Here is a 16,675-nt window from a genome sequence, read left to right as displayed (position 1 = left end):
GTCAAGCGGCCTTTCGCAGCTTCAGCCACACAATCAAGAACAGTCCGGCAAACAGCAGGTCCACCGCTCCGCCCAATGCCATGTCATCACCTGCCTGACCTTCGGACCAGAATGCCAGCGCGGGAATGCCGAAGCTGATTTTCTCGAACACGGTGAGCGGTACAAAGGCCGCGTGTTTCAAGGGATCGCGAGCGATAACCAGGAACACGCCCTGAAACACCAGCGCAATTCCCGCAAAGGCGAAATACAGCAAGCGGTGCGGATCAGGTGCACCGGTGAAATAAAGGGCGGGCACGGCGAGGAACCCGTAGATCGCAGCGATGATGTAAACGCGGCGTGCGAATTTGGCGGATGGTACGGATAGGTCAGGCAAGGCTCACCCGCCCCCCGGCGTGGCGTTCCAACCGTCCGGCAATCTCAAGCTCCAGTAGCGCCATCTGCACCGTGCCCGGCGTGGTGCCCGTCTGGCGCACCAGCTCGTCAACGGAGACCGGCGCGGAGGAGAGGATTGCGGCAATGTCGCCGGCTGGCATCTCGTCATCGGTATCGCTGTAGATGAATTCATCGGTGTTTTCGCGCACGGAAGACAAAGGTTTCCCGTCGAAGCCGGACAGCAATTCCACCACGTCATCAGGCGATTGCACCAGCACGGCGCCTTCGCGGATCAACTGGTTGCATCCGTGGGACCGGCTGTCTGCCGGATGGCCCGGTATCGCCATCACCTCTCTGCCCGCTTCACCGGCGAGCCGCGCGGTGATCAGCGATCCGGACTTTGGCGCGGCTTCCACCACCAGCGTGCCAAGGGCCAGCCCGGCGATGATGCGATTGCGCTTTGGAAATTGCTGGCCGCGCGGCTCCGTTCCCGGTGGCTCTTCTGCAATTAGCAGGGCCTCGCTCGCGATCTGTTCCTGCAATTTGGCGTGCTGCGCGGGATAGGCGATGTCGATACCGCTGGCGATGACGCCAATCGTGCTTGGCATCGCGCCTTCGTGGCTGGCCCCGTCAATGCCCTTGGCAAGGCCGGACACGACGACGAAGCCTGCCGAGGCCAGCTCCCTTCCGAAATCGCGCGCCAGCTTCACTGCGGCGGCAGAGGCATTGCGTGCACCCACCAGCGCCACGCAGGGCCGCGATGCCAGCGACAGGTTGCCGCGCATGGTGACGATCGGCGGCGCGCCATCCAGCGCAGCCAGATTGGCCGGGTAATCGGGCTGATCGTGAAACAGGTATCGTGCCCCTGCCTTGCGCGCAGCCTGCACCTCGCGCTCTATCCGCTCCCGCTCGGCAGCTTTGTAGTTCCGCTTCGCCCCGCGTGCAGCAAGATCCGGCAGAGCCTCCACAGCCTCCCGCGCGGTGCCGAACCGGCGCAGCAACTGTCGATAGCTGACAGGCCCGATGTTGGCAGAGCGCAGCAGCCGGATGCGGGCAAAAGCCTCTTCCTGAGAAAGCGACGGAGCCTCGCTCATTTGCCCTGCCCGATCTTCGGCTCCTCTCCGCGAGAAAGCCGCCCGATATTGGCGCGGTGCAGCCACAGCACCAGCACCGCAATCACGCCGAGGGCAGGCACATAGGCCACGTAGCCGAGCACGGCCGCCGCAACCGCTGCCGCAACAACAGCGCACATTCCGGCCAGCGAGCTGATGCGCGAGAAATAGGCAACCGCCAGCCACACCAGCGCATAGGCCAGCCCGATTTCCCAGGCGAGGCCGATCGAAACGCCCAGATTGGTGGCCACGCCCTTCCCGCCCTTGAAACCCAGCCAGATTGGAAAACAATGGCCCAAAACCGCGCCCACCGCTGCCAGCGGCGCAGCACCGAACATGGCATCGGGCATTCCGGCGGGCTGATCGAACAGCGCCTTTGCCACCAGAACAGGCACCAAGCCTTTCGCCAGGTCCAGCAGCAGGGTGGCCGCCGCCAGTTTCTTTGATCCCGTGCGCAGCACATTGGTCGCGCCGATATTGCCGCTGCCGATATTGCGGATGTCGCCCATGCCGCCGGCCTTTGCCAGCAACAGGCCAAACGGGATGGAGCCTGCCAGATAACCTATCAGCAGTCCGAAAATCTGGTCCAAATTACTACTCCTGCCCGTCGCAAGCTTGTTCGGAGACGGCATTGTCTTATAGCGCACCGTTAACGGTAATGGCCTTCATTCCACAAGCGCAGGGTTAGCACAAAGTGCAGAAAATCAATTCGAATTCCCCCATCCTGCTGTTCGATTCGGGGTTTGGCGGGCTTACCGTGCTATCTGCCCTGCGCGCACAATTGCCGCAGGCGCCGGTCATCTATGCCGCCGATACGGCAGGTCTGCCCTATGGCGAGAAGACGGAGGCCGAGGTTGCCGCAAGGGTCGCCGGGCTGCTGGGCCGCCTGGCAGAACGGTATCAACCGCGCCTGATCTGCATTGCCTGCAACACTGCCAGCACCATAGCGCTGGGCATGGTGCGCGATGTGCTGGAAACGCCCATCGTGGGCACCGTTCCCGCCATCAAACCTGCCGCCGCGATGACGAAGACGGGCACCATCGGTCTGCTGGGCACTGCGGCGACCATTCGGCAGGCCTATGTCGACAATCTTGAAGCCAAGTTCGCCAATGGTAGCCGCCTGCTGCGCCATGCCGCGCCCGAACTGGTGGCTGCTGCTGAATGCAAGCTTCGTGACCAGACGCCCGATCCCGCGGTGTTTCGGCGCGCGGCCGATGGCTTGCGGCAACAGGATGGCGGCGAAAATATCGACACAGTCGTGCTGGCATGCACGCACTTTCCGCTGGTGCAGGATGAACTGGCCGAGGCTTTCGGAGAGCAGGTGCAATTTATCGATGGTGCGCAAGGCATCGCGCGCCGCATCGCCTTTCTCACGCAAGGCCAGTCATTTGATCGACAGGGCGATGATCTGGCCATCGTCACCGGCGAGGGAGAGGATGACCCCGCCCTGCTGCACGGTTTGGCACAATTTGGCATCGGCAGAATTGCGCGGTTTTAATGCGAGTGGTTCGCAAACTCCGGGCTTTAAAATCGCATCGTTATTGACTAAATCCGCCGCGTGAACAGCCGCGATTCTGGATGCGGCGCAGCTTGGACAGGTACGCTGAACTACGACCAGATCTTCGACCAGGCGATTGACCGTCTGCATTCCGAAGGGCGTTACCGCGTCTTTATCGATATCCTGCGCAACAAGGGCGCCTACCCCAATGCCCGCTGTTTTGCCGGGCATAACGGCCCCAAGCCCATCACCGTGTGGTGTTCCAACGATTACCTCGCCATGGGCCAGCATCCCAAGGTGGTGGAAGCGATGGAAGAGGCGCTGCACGATGTTGGCGCTGGCTCCGGCGGCACTCGTAACATCGGCGGCAACACGCATTACCATATCGAGCTGGAAAACGAACTGGCAGACCTGCACGGCAAGGAAGCCGCGCTGCTGTTCACCAGCGGATATGTTTCCAACGATGCAACGCTTTCCACGCTGGCGAAGCTGCTGCCGGGTTGCATGATCTTCTCTGACGAGCTGAACCATGCCAGCATGATTGCCGGCATTCGCAATTCCGGCTGCGAGAAGCGCGTCTTCCGCCATAATGATATCGAGCATCTGGAGCAGCTTCTGGCTGCCGAGGATCACGAAACGCCCAAGGTCATCGCCTTCGAAAGCGTCTATTCGATGGATGGCGACGTGGCACCGATCCACGCGATCTGCGATCTGGCGGAAAAGTATAACGCCCTCACCTATATCGACGAAGTGCATGCCGTGGGCATGTATGGCCAGCGCGGCGGCGGCATTTCCGAACGGGACGATGCTGCACACCGTATCGATCTGATCGAAGGCACCCTGGGCAAGGCATTCGGCGTGATGGGCGGCTATGTCGCCTCCAGTCGCAAGGTTATCGACTGCATTCGTTCTTATGCGCCCGGCTTCATCTTCACCACCTCGCTCAGCCCGGTGCTGGTCGCAGGCGTGCTCGCCTCGGTAAAGCATTTGAAGGGCAGCTGCGAGGAGCGTGATGCGCAGCAGGCTGCAGCCGCCATGCTGAAGCAGAAGCTGCGCGACGCGGGCCTGCCGGTCATGGATTCCACCACGCATATCGTGCCGCTGATGGTGGGCGATCCCGTGCGGGCCAAGAAGATCAGCGATATCCTGCTGGCCGAATACGGCGTGTATGTGCAGCCCATCAATTTCCCCACGGTGCCGCGCGGAACGGAGCGGCTTCGCTTCACCCCAGGCCCCGCCCACAGCGAGGCCATGATGGAAGAGCTGACCAAGGCCCTGGTGGAGATCTGGGACCGGCTGGAACTGGAATTGCGCGCAGCCGCCTGACCTGCCTCAGCTCGCTCAAAGGCACCCTCGCCTACGGGCAATTTCACGATAGATTTAGCCGCTAATTAACCATTGCATGCCACAGCGTTCCTATGGATGCCGGATTACGGCGCGTATAGGATTGATGGATCGAAATGGCAGTCAGAGGTCTTTTCAGAGGACTCACTGGAGAAAAGGTTGTCGCAGACGATTCTTTGCGCCGGGAGGTTCTGGACGACTTTGAACAGGCCGGCATTGGCTGGATCTGGGCAAGCGACGCCGAAGGTCGCCTGATCTATCTTTCCGAACGCGCAATCCAGAGCCTGGGCCGCGAACCTTCCGCCATGCTGGGGAAACCGCTGGTGGAGCTGTTCGAGGTCGATCGCTCCAACCCGGATGAGAAATCGGACCGGCCGCTGAACTTCCAGCTTTCGGCCCGCAACAAGCTATCCGATCTGGTGGTGAAGTTCGGGGCCGATACCGATCGCCCCAAGTGGTGGGCGCTCAGCGGCCACCCGAAAGTTTCCGAAGACGGCACCTTCCACGGATATCGCGGAAGCGCGAAGGACATCACGCTGGAGTTCCAGCGAAAGCTGGAGGATTCGCGCGCGGCGGAGTTCGACGCGCTCACCGGTCTTGCCAATCGCCACCGCATGGATCGCCGACTGGATTCCACGCTTGCGGCATACAAATCCGCAAAGCGATCCTGCGCGCTGCTGATGATGGACCTCGACAAGTTCAAATATGTGAACGACACGATGGGCCATCCCGCCGGTGACGATCTTTTGCGCCAAGTGGGTGACAGGCTGCGCTCCGTAATCGGCAATCGCGGCGAAATCGGCCGTCTTGGCGGCGATGAATTTCAGGTTATCCTGCCCGATATGGACGACCGTGGAGAGCTGGGCGAACTCTCCGACAAGATCATTCAAATGCTGTCCTCCCCCTATCAGGTGGAAGGAAAGCGAGCCATCATCGGTGCCTCAGTCGGCGTTTCCATCGCGCCCTATGACGGGCTGGAACGCGATGAGCTGACCCGCTCTGCCGACCTTGCCCTTTATGCCGCGAAGAACGGTGGCCGCGGCATGTATCGCTTCTATTCCGCGGAACTGAAGGACGTGGAGCAGGAACGCCAGATCATGCTGGACGATCTGCGAGAGGCGATGGAGAACGAAACCCTCAAGCTGCATTACCAGCCCGTTGTGCGCACCAGTGACAATTCCATCGTTGGTTTCGAGGCGCTGATGCGGTGGGAACACCCTGAAAAGGGGAATATTCCCCCCAACCACTTCATCCCGGTTGCAGAGGATTCCGATCTGATCAACCGGCTGGGCGAATGGGCCATCCGCCGCGCTTGCGAGGACGCAACGGCCTGGCCTGAAACCGTGCGCATCGCCGTGAACGTGTCGGCAAAGCAGTTTGCCAACAAGACCTTCGTTGCTGGCGTGACGCAGGCTCTGGAAGCCACCGGGCTGGACCCGGACAGGCTGGAACTGGAGCTGACCGAAACAGTCTTCGTCGGCGATCTGGAAACGACGGAAAAGACTTTTGCCGAGCTGAAAAGGATCGGCGTTCGACTGGCGCTGGACGATTTCGGCACCGGCTATTCCTCGCTCAGCTATTTGCGCTCCGCCCCGTTCGACAAGTTGAAGGTGGACAAGAGCTTCGTCGATAGCTGTACGCAAAAGGATCAGAACAGCGCCAAGATCATCTCGGCCATCATCGGCCTGTCCAATGCGCTGGGCATGGATGTGACGGTCGAGGGCGTCGAGGCGTTCGACCAGTTCGATCTCGTCTGCAAAAAGGGCGCGAAGTACATCCAGGGCTGGATCTACTCAAAAGCTCGCCCACAGGCCGAAATCCTCGATGAAATCGCCAATGGCGGTTTCAAGATCAAGCCCAGCGGACCCGATCAATATCGCCCGGAGCGTCGCAGCGTTTTCCGCCGCATCGGCGTGATCCACGAAGATCACCGCTACGAGGCGGTGATGCGCGATCTCAGCAAGACAGGATCTCGCATCGAAGGCCTGGTCGGGGTTCCGGTAGGCACCGGCCTGGTGCTGGATCTTGGCGGCGGCCAATTGGCCGTATGCGAAGTGCGCCGGTCTGAAGATTCCACCATCGGTGTGGAATTCGAAAACCCGCTTATCAGCGATGGCTCCGGCGGATTGTGCACGCGCCACCGTGTGTCACCTTATGTGCTGGCCGCTGCCGGTATGCCGCTAACATCCCTGCCGCCGGGCAATTACCCGGACTCCATGCTGGGTAGTGGCTCAGGAAGCCAACCACAATTCATGCAGGTGACGGTGCAGCGCAGCTGACAGGCCGCGCCGCTCCGCACAATCAGCGCAGGCTCACCACATTGTCGCTTTCGCGCGGATCGGGGCGATCACCGCGATAGAGGCTGAACATGGGCTCATCCGCCACCACCACGGCCTCGCTCGCGCCAAAGCCGTTGAACGCGGTCTTCATCGCCGCGCCATAGGCGCCCAGCATGCCGATCTCGATATAATCGCCTGCCTGGATATCCTCCGGCAACATGAAGGGTCCCTTCATGTAATCGGCATCGTCGCAAGTCGGCCCGTAGAAGGCGAACTCGGCCAGCGGCTGCAGCAGATCGTCTTCCAGTGCCGTTACGGGGAAGCGCCAAGCGACATGGGCTGCATCGAACAGCGCGCCATAGGCGCCGTCGTTGATGTACAGCTCGTCTCCGCGGCGCTTTTCCACCTTCACGATGATGGAGGAATATTCAGCGCAAAGCGCCCTGCCCGGCTCTGCCCACAGCTCTGCCGAATAGGAGATCGGCAGCGCCTCGAAATGCTCGTGGATCAGGCGGAAATAATCTTCCAGCGCAGGCGGATCGAGATCGGGATAGACGCTGGGGAAACCGCCGCCAACATCGATGATGTCAACGGTCACTGCGGCCTCCGCAATGGCGGCGCGCACACGCTCCAGCGCCTGCACATAAGCAAACGGCGTCATCGCCTGGCTGCCGACATGGAAACAGATGCCCAGCGCATCGCAATGCTGGCGGGTAGCCTGCAACAGCGGCGCTGCATCGGCCAGATCCACGCCGAATTTGGCGGCAAGCGACAGCTCGGAATGTTCGGAGGAAACGCGCAGGCGGACCAGCAGGTTCAGATCCTTGGCCCGCGTGCCGTCTTCAGCCGTGGTCGCTTCCACGACCTTCTTCAGCTCTTCCAGCGTATCGAGGCTGTAGGTTTTCACGCCATGCTGAAAATAAGCCTCACGAACGGCGCGGCTGGTCTTCACCGGGTGCATGAAGCACAGCACCGCATCGGGCAGCGTATCGCGCACCATCCGCACTTCGGCGATGGAGGCGACATCGTAATGCGTGACGCCGGCATCCCACAAGATGCGGATCAGGTCAGGCGACGGGTTCGCCTTCACGGCATACATCGCCTTGCCCGGAAACTTATCTGTAAAGAAGCGGGCAGCGCGCGACGCCGCATGCGGGCGCAGTAGGGTCACGGGTTCGTCCGGCTCGAGAGCGCGGACTACAGCCTTGGCATCAGGATACTGGAGCAATTCAAGGGACCCCCTAAGGTGTTAACCGAACAAGTAGCTGCCTTGCGGTGGGAATCCCTTGGGGCAGCGGAAGCGCGCATTTAAGCCGCATCGGCTGAATTGCAAGAGAAATCGGTTGGGTCGAGCCCCGATTGGAAGCGCCGTTAGAATTGCACCTTCGGCGCCTGGTCCACCACGCCCTTTTCACTGTCGTCCAACCGGTGGAAATCGGCTTCCTCAAAGCCCATCGCGCCGGCAAACATCACGGCCGGGAAACTCTCCCTCCCCGTGTTGTAGCGGGAAACCGCGGCATTCAGCGCGCGGCGGGCGGCCGCCAGCTTGTCTTCCACATCGGACAATTCTCGCTGCAATTCCTGAAAGTTGCTGGATGCCTTGAGTTCTGGATAAGCCTCCCCAAGGGCAAGCAGCCGATCCAGCGCGACGCGCAGCTGCGCCTCGTCCTGCGAATTGATGGAGCCTTGCGCTGCCATGTTGCGCGCGGTGATTACGCCCTCGAGCGTATCCTGCTCATGCGCGGCATAGCCCTTTACCGTGCTCACCAGATTGGGGATCAGGTCATGCCGCTGGCGCAATTGCGCATCGATATCGGCCACGCCCTGGTTCACGTTCTGCCGCAGCGCCACCAGCCTGTTATAAATGCCGATCAGCACCAGCAGCAGCAGCACGATGACGATAATCGCGATAATCAGTTCCATGATGATCCCCCAAACTCAACCTTGATAGATGAAGGTTTGCCATGATGGCGGACAAAGGCAAAGGTTTCGCTATTAGTCTTCATGAAAAGGGGGGAATTGCATGATCGAGCACCCGGATGTGGACCTGTTGATGGCCGGTCCGCTGGGCCAGTGGCTGGTTGACCAGGAACAGGTTCGCGCGGATGCCAAGAAAAAGACCTGGAACCGGCGGTTTCTGGTTCTCATCGTTCTGCTGCCGCTTGCTCTGTTTGTGCTGATAGCGTTCCAGATGGAATTAATGCCCGTCATCTGGGGCACCGCGGTTCTGGGCGGGATCGCATTTGCATGGGCGCAAAGGCCGGTGACCAATGCCGTGAGAGCAGTAAAAATCGGCATCAACGAGGCGATTGCCGATGCGCTGGACCTGCAATACCGCCACGATTGCGAGCCGGATGCCGCGTTCGAACTGGCGAAATCATGTAAGCTCCTACCCAAGTACGATCGCGCCCATTTTGAAGACCACTGGAGCGGCCAGCTGGGCGATATTGCCATCACCGTACACGAGGCCAAGCTGGAGGAGCGCAGAGGCTCCGGCAAGAACAAGCGCTGGGTCACCGTGTTTCGCGGACTGGTGATGAGCGTCGGCTATTCCCGCCGTTTCTATGGCACCACACTGCTGGTGCGCAACAATGCTTACAAGCATTTCTTCGGCACCAAGAAAGACTCCATCAAGGTGATCGGCAAGCAGCTTGATTATGCCGAGATGACCCATCCCGATTTCGAGGACAAGTTCGACATCTACACCTCAGACCAGACCGAGGCGCGGCACCTAATCGACCCGCTGTATGTTGAGCGGCTGATCGCGGTGGAGGACAGCTATCAGGGCGAGGATGTTGCCACGATCTTCCACGATGGCAGCCTGGTGGTGACCCTGAAAACCGGCAATATGTTCGAAAGCGGCCATATCGACGCGCGCAATGATCGGCGCCGGATGGAAACCACTATCAATCAGTTTCGCCGCATCGCGGATCTGGCCAGAGAGCTTAACAGCAGGGAACCGGTGACGGGCTACAGATAGCCCGCCACGATTGCACCAACCCTACTTGTCGAACAGCTTTGCCCAACGGCGCTTGTCACGGCTTTTCCAGTGTTCGCGGTGATAGGCGTCGCTTGCCAGCAGCGGCATGACCGATCCGGCTTCTGCAAACACCATCTGTTCGATGCCGGTGTTCACCTTGCCCCAGCTTGCTGCCTCTTGCAGCGTGGAGGATGAACAGGCGCCGTCACGCACGTCAGCCACGGTGATCTGCACCGCGTATTTGTGCACGGATACATCCTCGTGACCCAGGATCTCGGCGCAAACCACCGTGTCCTGAATGAAATTCTTGGGCACACCGCCGCCGATCATCAGCAGGCCGCTTTCGCCAGCCTCGATCTTGATCTGGGTCAGCTCGCGGAAATCGGCCACCGCGTCGATCATCATGTAACCCTCGCCCTTCTCCATCTGGTCGACCTGGTGCTTCACCAGGCCGAAACCGGCAGAGCTGTCCACGAAGGCGGGGCAGAAGATCGGCACGTCATGTTCATACGCCAGCTTGACGAGGCTGTTTTCCTTCTTGCCGTTCTCGACAAGATACTTGCCCATCTCGCGGATGAACTCGCGGCTTGAATAGCCGCGATGTTCAAGCGAATTGGCGATCTTGTTGATCGTGAAGTCGCAATCCTGCAGCTGCTCTTCATCGATATAAGTGTCGTAGATACGGTCGATATACAGGCTGCGCAGCGTATCATCGTCAGGAATTTCAAGCGCTTGATAGTGCTTGTGGCCAAGGCCTTCGAAGAAATCCATGTCCACGATGGTGGCGCCGGTGGCTACCACGCAATCGACCATGTTTGATCGGATCAGCTCTGCATACAGATCCATGCAGCCCGCCGCGCTGGTGGACCCGGCGATGACGAGGAAGATGGTGCAATCCTTGTCCTCCAGCATCTGGTTGTAGATGCCCGTGGCATTGGCCAGATCGCGGCTGGTGAAGCTCATCTTCTTCATCGAATCGATGATCGGCCGCGCATCGAAGCTGGTGATGTCGATATGCTCGACAGTGGTGGAAAGCAGCTCTGCCTTGCGCGTGTCGTTGATCTTCGAATCGGTCATTGTGGTATTCTCCTGTCCGTCTTGCCCGGAAAACGGGATGCGCGGCTCCCCGTTCCCTAAAATGCTGCCAAATGGAAGGGGTTTTCCAACTAATGTGGAACACCTGGAACACTGTCCTGACCCAAAACTTTGGGGCACCTGCAAACTGTGCGACAAGCCGGGGATATCTGCGGAAATTGGCCGGAGTGAAAAGCATCCCGGCGGCATGTTCGCGAGGCCCGTGGTAGGAAAGCGTGAAGGCGCTGGCCACCCATCGCCAGTTTCGCCATAGAATGGCGCCCGATGACTGAGCATACTATCCGACAGCCAACCCGTGACGGCGTTCTTAAGGCAGCCCGCAAGGTAAGCGCCATACTGCCTGCAACGCCGCTTATCCCGCTCGAAATCGGAGAGGCACAGGTCTGGGTGAAGGCGGAATGCCTCCAACCCGTGGGCGCGTTCAAGATACGCGGGGCGTGGCACCGGCTAAGCGCGCTGGACGAGGATGAGAGAGCGCGGGGCGTTGTCGCAGTGTCCAGCGGCAATCATGCGCAGGGCGTTGCCTGGGCAGCACGGCGACTGGGGATAGAGGCCACCATCGTCATGCCGCGCGATGCCCCGCCCATTAAATTGGAGCGGACGAAGCAGCTTGGCGCAACGGTGGTGACTTATGACCGGATGACGCAGAACCGTGAGGAAATCGCCCAGAAACTCGCGGCGGAAAAGGGGGCGGCCTATGTCCACGCTTTCGCGGATGCATGGGTGATAGAGGGACAGGGCAGCGCCGGGATCGAAGTGCTTGCGCAATTACAGCAGCAGGGCGCGCCGCCTCCTACCCGCATCCTGGCCTGTTGCGGCGGTGGTGGATTGTCCGCCGGCCTCGCCCTCGCCTGCCCTGAGGCGCAGATCGTGCCGGTGGAGCCCAAAGGCTGGGACGACGTATGCCGCTCACTCGAAACAGGGGCGATCCAGTCCGTTGGCGCCTGTCCCCCGACTACGGCTTGCGATGCCCTGCAAACCTTTCAGACTAGCCCGATCAACTTTGCCGTGTTGAAAGAGCGCTGCGACCACGGACTGCGCGCGACGGAGGAGGAGGTGAAGGAAGCCCAGCGCTTTGCCTTTGCGAACCTGCGCCTTGTGCTGGAACCGGGCGGCGCGGTGGCGCTGGCGGCGGCATTGGCTGGCAAGGCAAAGCTGGATGGCACCACGGTCATCATCCTCTCCGGCGGCAATGTCGATCCGCAGCAATTCGCCAAGGTGATCGCAAACAGCTGATTAAAGCTGCACAGGCCCGCGTTGCGTTGCAATTGACAATGTAATTTTGAACACGCAGGCTCCACCCCGATCCAGGGAGAGGACCTTACCTATGAACATCGAAATGCTTGCCCCGGCTGCCGCGCTTGCTGTGTGGTCCATGATCATGCTGGTATGGATGGCCGCAACGCGACTGCCTGCGCTGGCGAAATTGAAGATGCCGTCTGAACAGTCACGCGGTGGTCGTGGCGCAGATCTGGACGGGGTTATCCCGGACAATATCCAGTGGAAAGCGCATAATTACAATCATTTGATGGAACAACCTACGGTGTTCTATGCGATTGTCATCATCCTTGCGCTGGTAGGCGGATCGCAGTTCGACCTTATCCTTGCCTGGCTTTATGTCGGCGTGCGCGTGGTGCATTCGTTCTGGCAATCGCTGGTGAACACGATCCCCATCCGCATCACGCTGTTCATGATTTCCAGCATAACACTGACGATCATGGCAGTCCGCGCGCTGCTGATCACGATTTAGGGCGACCGATCGGCCAGGCGATCACTGGCCGGTATCGGCAAGGTCCTCGATAAAGTTCTCGGTCCAGCGCTGCACGTTTTCCTCGCGCACGGTTACGATCATCTTCTCGTAACGCACCTTGCGCTCTGCCAATGGCATATCGAGCGCAAGGCGGATGTTGTGGGAGATATCGTCCGCGCTGTGCGGATTGATCATCAGCGCGCCCTCCCCATCGCAATCCAGTTGCTGCGCCGCGCCGGCAAAGCGCGACAGGATCAGCACGCCCGGATCTTCGGGGTCTTGCGCCGCGACATATTCCTTCGCCACAAGGTTCATCCCGTCACGCAATGGCGTGACAAGGGCGATCTTTGCGGCGCGGTAGAAGCCGTAAAGCTCTTCCTGCGTATGCCCGCGGTTGACGTAGCGGATGGGCACCACATCCACTTCGGAACGCGCGCCATTGATCTGGCCCGCCTTCTGCTCCAGCGTTTCACGGATCTGCTGGTAACTGCCGATATCTTCCCGGCTGGGCGGCGCGATCTGGATGAACACAAGGTCCCGCACACGGTCCGGATGCCGATCAAAAAAGCGGGCAATGCCGTCCAGTCGCTCTGGCAGACCCTTGGAATAATCGAGGCGATCCACGCCGATCATCGCGGTGCGGTGGCGGGTGGAGGATAGCAATCGCTGCGAGGCCTGCCGCGCTTCGCCGGTTTCGCCCTTTGCGGTGAAAAAGTCGTAATCGATACCGATGGGATAGGCGCGCGCGATGGTGGTCTTGCCGTCAACCGTCACTTCGCCAGTGTCGTAATTCACCTCCGCACCCAGTTCCTTCCAGCAATAGTGCAGGAAGCTGTCCAGCCAGGTGTCGTTCTGGAAGCCGAGCAGGTCATAATGCAGCAAGGCTCGCACCAGGCGCTCGTGATAGGGCAGCGATACGAACAGATTGGTGGGCGGCCACGGCGTGTGCAGGAAAAAGCCCATGCGGTTTGTCACGCCCATGGATCGCAGGCGCTCGCCCATCGGCATCAGGTGATAATCATGCACCCACACCAGATCGCCATCGGAAATCAGCGGCAGCGCACTTTCGGCAAACCGCTCGTTTACGCGCTCATACCCCTTGCCGAACTCGCGTTCGTACTTCGTCAGATCAATGCGATAGTGAAACAGCGGCCACAGCGTGGAATTGGCGTAGCCGTTGTAATATTCGTCAAGATCCTGCGTTTCCAGATCGATGGTGGCCGTGGTCACGCCGTCCGAAGACTTCACGTAGTTGATCGATCCGGTGAATTCCTCTGTCTCCTGGCCGGACCAGCCAAACCAGATGCCGCCATTGGCCTTCAACGCGGAATTCAGAGCACCGGCAAGCCCGCCCTGCGCTCCCGCAACCCCGCGCGCCTTGGGTACGGCAACGCGGTTCGAGATAACAACAAGACGTGGCAATTTCAGCCTCCTAGCGAACGGTGTTCCAGCTTTTCGACAACAGCGAGGCGCAGTTGATTATACCAACCAAGGAATAGGTCTGGGGGAAGTTCCCCCACAATTCACCGGTTTCGAAATCCATATCTTCCGACAAAAGGCCGGAACCAGTGCGGTGGTCCAGCATGGTGCAGAACAGGGTGCGCGCCTCTTCCTTGCGGTCCATCAGCGCCAGCGCCTCGATCAGCCAGAAAGTACAGATGTTGAAGGCCGTTTCGGGCGCGCCGAAATCATCTTCCGCGGCATAGCGCAGCATGTGCTCTCCACGGCGCAGTTCCTTCTCGATCATCTCGAAGGTGGAGACGAACTTGTCGTCATCGGGATCGATGAAGCGCAGTTCCAGCAATTGCAGCAGGCTGGCGTCGAGGTAATCGCTTTCGAAGCTGGCGCCATAATGGCCGCCCTCCCCGCCGTTTTCCTTCCACGCCTTCGCCTCGATCGTGGCGGCAATGGTGTTGGCCCGGTCGCGCCAGAACGCCGCGCGATCATCCTTGTTCAAATGAGCGGCGGCATTGGCAAGGCGATCACACGCGGCCCAGCTCATCACGGCGGAGTAGGTGTGCACCTCCGTACGCGTGCGGAATTCCCACAGGCCGGCGTCGGGCTGATCGTGCATCTTCCACGCCATTTCGCCCACCTGCTCAAGGCTTTCGAAATCGTGATCATCGGCCATGCGCAGCAGGCGCTTGTCGAGAAAGCCCTGCACTGTCGGCAGAACGATCTGGCCATAGCAATCGTGCTGCACCTGCTTGTAGGCGGCGTTGCCCACCCGCACTGGCCCCATGCCGCGATAGCCCGCCAGCCAGCTGGCCGTGGTTTCGTTCAATTCGGCAACGCCCATGACGGAATACAGCGGCTGAATCTGTCCGCCCTTCGCATCGTCCACGATATTGCGCAGATAGCCGAGATACTTCTCCAGCACATCCAGCGCGCCTAGGCGGTTCAACGCCTGTACGGTGTAATAGGAATCGCGGATCCAGCAGTAGCGATAGTCCCAGTTCCGCTCCGAATAAGGCGCTTCGGGGATCGAGGTAGTGAGGGCGGCGACGATGGCGCCGGTTTCCTCGTGCTGGCACAGTTTCAGCGTGATGGCGGCGCGGATAACCTCTGCCTGCCATTCGAACGGGGTCGCCAGGCTGCGCGCCCAGTTTTGCCAATAGCTGCGCGTGGATTGCTCCATCCGCCGCACCTGCTCTCGCAGATTGCCGACGAAGGGCTCGTCCGGGCCAAGGAAGAAATGCGTGTCGTTCTCGATCCGGAAGGTCCGGTTTTCGAGGATGTAACCGACGGATGCATCGGTAGACAGGCGCAGCGCCTGCCCCTTGGTGAGATAGCGGATATGGTTGGTGCCATTGGTGCTGTCTGCCAGCGAAGCACCGTAATTCTTCATCGGCTTGATGATCACCTTGATCCGCGGATTGCCGGAAACGGGCCGCACGATCCGGGCATAGGCGACCGGGCGATACATCCGGCCAGACCCTTCGTAGCGGGGGCAGAAATCCAGGATTTCCACCGCGCTGCCATCCTCAGCCTCAAGCCGCGTCAGCAGGATTGGCGTGTTGCGGATATATTCCTGGTGGGCGCTGACCTGCCCTTCCAGTTCAAAGCGCCACACGCCCACATCTTGCGAATCGCCGTTCAGCAGCGCGCAAAAGGCAGGGTCGCCATCAACGCGGGGCACACAGCCCCACACGATGCCGCCGCGATTATCAATGAGGCCGGAAACCTGGCAATTGCCGATGGGCCAAAGGTCGAGATCACTAGTATGGGCTGTCACAGTTCCAACCAATGGTGCACTGCAGCAGGGCTGGCAAGACCGTATTTCGCAACCGTGGGCTCTCTTTCCCCCACCAGCACGCCAAAACCGCCCATGTCGCGGGCGGCGCGCATGCCGTCTTCGTCGGTAATATCATCCCCCACAAAGATTGGCATGGCCCCTGCAAAGGGCGCGCATTCCATGAAACCGCGCAGCGCAGACCCCTTGTTGGCGCCGCGCCCGACCAATTCGATCACGCATTTGCCGCGCTTGATATCAAGGTCGCCCTCCTCCGCCATGGCCTGCGCAAATTCTACGCCCTCCTCCTCCAGCGAGGGATCGGAGCGGTAATGCAGCGCCGCGCCGTGGGGCTTGTCCTCCAGCGTAAAGCCGCGACGCTCGGCAAATTCCGCCACGCGGGCCAGCAGTTCGGGCGGCAGCCCTTTGGGGATCTTGCCGATGTTCTTTCCGTCCGCATGCCGGCAATCGCCGCCGTGCGACCCGGCCTTGGCAATGGTGAGCGGGCCAAGATGCTGCTCCAGATCGACAATTGCCCGGCCACTCACAAGCGCGAGACGGCCGTTCAGCCTGTCGAAAAGGGCATGCAGGTTCTTGGCCAGATGCTGCGGCACATCGATCCCGTCCGGCGTTTCCGCCAGCTCCACCAGCGTGCCATCGAAATCCAGAAACAGCGCTATATCCTGCGAGGAGAGTAGCGCTTCAAAGCTTGGCGGGGGCGGAAGGTTCTGCATGGACAGCCCGTCTAACGAGACAGCCTGCAACGTCAAGAAAGCCTGCGCAGCGTGCAGCTCTTGATGCGGACCCGCTGGAGGATACGCTGAAAAACAGGGTTTTCCTGCGGCATTGCCTACATCCCAAAAGGCCGACCGCTCGCACCGCGACACATGACACCGCTACTGGCCGCACTTTTTTGAAGCCAAACGCGCACAATACGCCTATGGGAACCCGCGAAGAGAGGCTGGCGCGAATGCCGCCTCCAGCTTTCCAAAGCCAAACTGTTGCTCGCCGCG

The 16,675-nt window shown here is 60.3% G+C and carries 15 protein-coding genes; 6 read left to right on the top strand and 9 right to left on the bottom strand.

Annotated elements, in window-relative coordinates; genetic code table 11:
- Position 1: 1 nt before the first annotated feature.
- The 3 genes from GRF63_RS07710 to plsY are packed head-to-tail and all read right to left on the bottom strand — an operon-like array spanning position 2 to position 2,116.
- Positions 2-373 carry a hypothetical protein gene (locus GRF63_RS07710; RefSeq protein WP_160485466.1) on the bottom strand — a complete coding sequence of 124 codons (372 nt, stop codon included), beginning with the start codon at positions 371-373 and terminating at the stop codon, positions 2-4.
- Positions 366-1,466, bottom strand: a complete 1,101-nt coding sequence (gene dprA / locus GRF63_RS07705) for a DNA-processing protein DprA (RefSeq protein WP_160485465.1) — start codon at positions 1,464-1,466, stop codon at positions 366-368. The genes GRF63_RS07710 and dprA overlap by 8 nt, the downstream gene beginning before the upstream one ends.
- Complete coding sequence (gene plsY / locus GRF63_RS07700; RefSeq protein ID WP_160486264.1) at positions 1,463-2,116, bottom strand: glycerol-3-phosphate 1-O-acyltransferase PlsY; 654 nt, start codon at positions 2,114-2,116, stop codon at positions 1,463-1,465. Before plsY ends, dprA begins: the two co-directional genes overlap by 4 nt.
- A gap of 71 nt (positions 2,117-2,187) precedes the next feature.
- Between plsY and murI the strand changes: the two genes are divergently transcribed.
- The 3 genes from murI to GRF63_RS07685 all read left to right on the top strand — a co-directional run bounded on the left by murI (position 2,188) and on the right by GRF63_RS07685 (position 6,605).
- A complete protein-coding gene (gene murI / locus GRF63_RS07695; RefSeq protein ID WP_160486263.1) occupies positions 2,188-2,982 on the top strand; it encodes a glutamate racemase in 795 nt (264 codons plus the stop codon).
- 105 nt (positions 2,983-3,087) lie between these two features.
- Positions 3,088-4,308 carry a 5-aminolevulinate synthase gene (gene hemA, locus GRF63_RS07690; RefSeq protein WP_160486262.1) on the top strand — a complete coding sequence of 407 codons (1,221 nt, stop codon included), beginning with the start codon at positions 3,088-3,090 and terminating at the stop codon, positions 4,306-4,308.
- A gap of 194 nt (positions 4,309-4,502) precedes the next feature.
- Entirely contained in the window at positions 4,503-6,605 is a 2,103-nt protein-coding gene (locus GRF63_RS07685; protein ID WP_237392390.1) for a putative bifunctional diguanylate cyclase/phosphodiesterase, read from the top strand.
- A 22-nt stretch (positions 6,606-6,627) separates the two neighbouring features.
- On the opposite strand, the gene GRF63_RS07680 is transcribed toward GRF63_RS07685, so the two are convergent.
- Entirely contained in the window at positions 6,628-7,833 is a 1,206-nt protein-coding gene (locus GRF63_RS07680; protein WP_160485463.1) for a type III PLP-dependent enzyme, read from the bottom strand.
- 143 nt (positions 7,834-7,976) lie between these two features.
- Positions 7,977-8,528: a LemA family protein gene (locus tag GRF63_RS07675; RefSeq protein WP_160485462.1), complete on the bottom strand. Its 552-nt coding sequence runs from the start codon at positions 8,526-8,528 to the stop codon at positions 7,977-7,979.
- Positions 8,529-8,628: 100 nt separating this feature from the next.
- On the opposite strand from GRF63_RS07675, the gene GRF63_RS07670 reads away from it, so the two are divergent.
- A complete protein-coding gene (locus tag GRF63_RS07670) occupies positions 8,629-9,585 on the top strand; it encodes a DUF3137 domain-containing protein (RefSeq protein ID WP_160485461.1) in 957 nt (318 codons plus the stop codon).
- 21 nt (positions 9,586-9,606) lie between these two features.
- Here the strand turns inward: GRF63_RS07670 and GRF63_RS07665 are convergent, their stop codons facing one another.
- A complete protein-coding gene (locus GRF63_RS07665) occupies positions 9,607-10,662 on the bottom strand; it encodes a 1,9-bis(guanidino)-5-aza-nonane synthase (protein ID WP_160485460.1) in 1,056 nt (351 codons plus the stop codon).
- A 282-nt stretch (positions 10,663-10,944) separates the two neighbouring features.
- Here GRF63_RS07665 and GRF63_RS07660 point away from each other — a divergent pair, with 282 nt between their 5' ends.
- Both GRF63_RS07660 and GRF63_RS07655 read left to right on the top strand, forming a co-directional pair.
- A complete protein-coding gene (locus GRF63_RS07660; RefSeq protein ID WP_160485459.1) occupies positions 10,945-11,916 on the top strand; it encodes a threonine ammonia-lyase in 972 nt (323 codons plus the stop codon).
- Positions 11,917-12,007: 91 nt separating this feature from the next.
- The gene (locus GRF63_RS07655) at positions 12,008-12,430 is read left to right on the top strand and encodes an MAPEG family protein (protein ID WP_160485458.1); all 423 of its coding nucleotides are present in this window, start codon (positions 12,008-12,010) and stop codon (positions 12,428-12,430) included.
- Positions 12,431-12,451: 21 nt separating this feature from the next.
- Here the strand turns inward: GRF63_RS07655 and GRF63_RS07650 are convergent, their stop codons facing one another.
- From GRF63_RS07650 to otsB, 3 genes are read right to left on the bottom strand one after another with little or no spacing between them, the layout of a single operon-like run.
- Positions 12,452-13,852: an alpha,alpha-trehalose-phosphate synthase (UDP-forming) gene (locus GRF63_RS07650; protein ID WP_160485457.1), complete on the bottom strand. Its 1,401-nt coding sequence runs from the start codon at positions 13,850-13,852 to the stop codon at positions 12,452-12,454.
- Between the two features lie 10 nt (positions 13,853-13,862).
- The gene (locus GRF63_RS07645; protein WP_160485456.1) at positions 13,863-15,665 is read right to left on the bottom strand and encodes a glycoside hydrolase family 15 protein; all 1,803 of its coding nucleotides are present in this window, start codon (positions 15,663-15,665) and stop codon (positions 13,863-13,865) included.
- Positions 15,662-16,396, bottom strand: coding sequence for a trehalose-phosphatase (gene otsB, locus GRF63_RS07640; RefSeq protein WP_237392389.1), 735 nt, complete (start codon positions 16,394-16,396; stop codon positions 15,662-15,664). The genes GRF63_RS07645 and otsB overlap by 4 nt, the downstream gene beginning before the upstream one ends.
- Positions 16,397-16,675: the final 279 nt, after the last annotated feature.

Origin of the sequence: Aurantiacibacter rhizosphaerae (assembly GCF_009807005.1) — a bacterium.
GTDB lineage: Bacteria > Pseudomonadota > Alphaproteobacteria > Sphingomonadales > Sphingomonadaceae > Alteraurantiacibacter > Alteraurantiacibacter rhizosphaerae.
Note: the sequence above shows the minus strand (reverse complement) of the source record. Positions and strands in the feature narration are given on the sequence as shown.

What these genes read in the sequence shown, in the direction of transcription:
- dprA (WP_160485465.1), bottom strand. Translation starts at nt 1,466, where the DNA reads ATGAGCGAGGCTCCGTCGCTTTCTCAGGAAGAGGCTTTTGCCCGCATC.
- plsY (WP_160486264.1), bottom strand. Translation starts at nt 2,116, where the DNA reads ATGCCGTCTCCGAACAAGCTTGCGACGGGCAGGAGTAGTAATTTGGAC.
- GRF63_RS07675 (WP_160485462.1), bottom strand. Translation starts at nt 8,528, where the DNA reads ATGGAACTGATTATCGCGATTATCGTCATCGTGCTGCTGCTGCTGGTG.
- GRF63_RS07670 (WP_160485461.1), top strand. Translation starts at nt 8,629, where the DNA reads ATGATCGAGCACCCGGATGTGGACCTGTTGATGGCCGGTCCGCTGGGC.
- GRF63_RS07665 (WP_160485460.1), bottom strand. Translation starts at nt 10,662, where the DNA reads ATGACCGATTCGAAGATCAACGACACGCGCAAGGCAGAGCTGCTTTCC.
- GRF63_RS07660 (WP_160485459.1), top strand. Translation starts at nt 10,945, where the DNA reads ATGACTGAGCATACTATCCGACAGCCAACCCGTGACGGCGTTCTTAAG.
- GRF63_RS07655 (WP_160485458.1), top strand. Translation starts at nt 12,008, where the DNA reads ATGAACATCGAAATGCTTGCCCCGGCTGCCGCGCTTGCTGTGTGGTCC.
- otsB (WP_237392389.1), bottom strand. Translation starts at nt 16,396, where the DNA reads ATGCAGAACCTTCCGCCCCCGCCAAGCTTTGAAGCGCTACTCTCCTCG.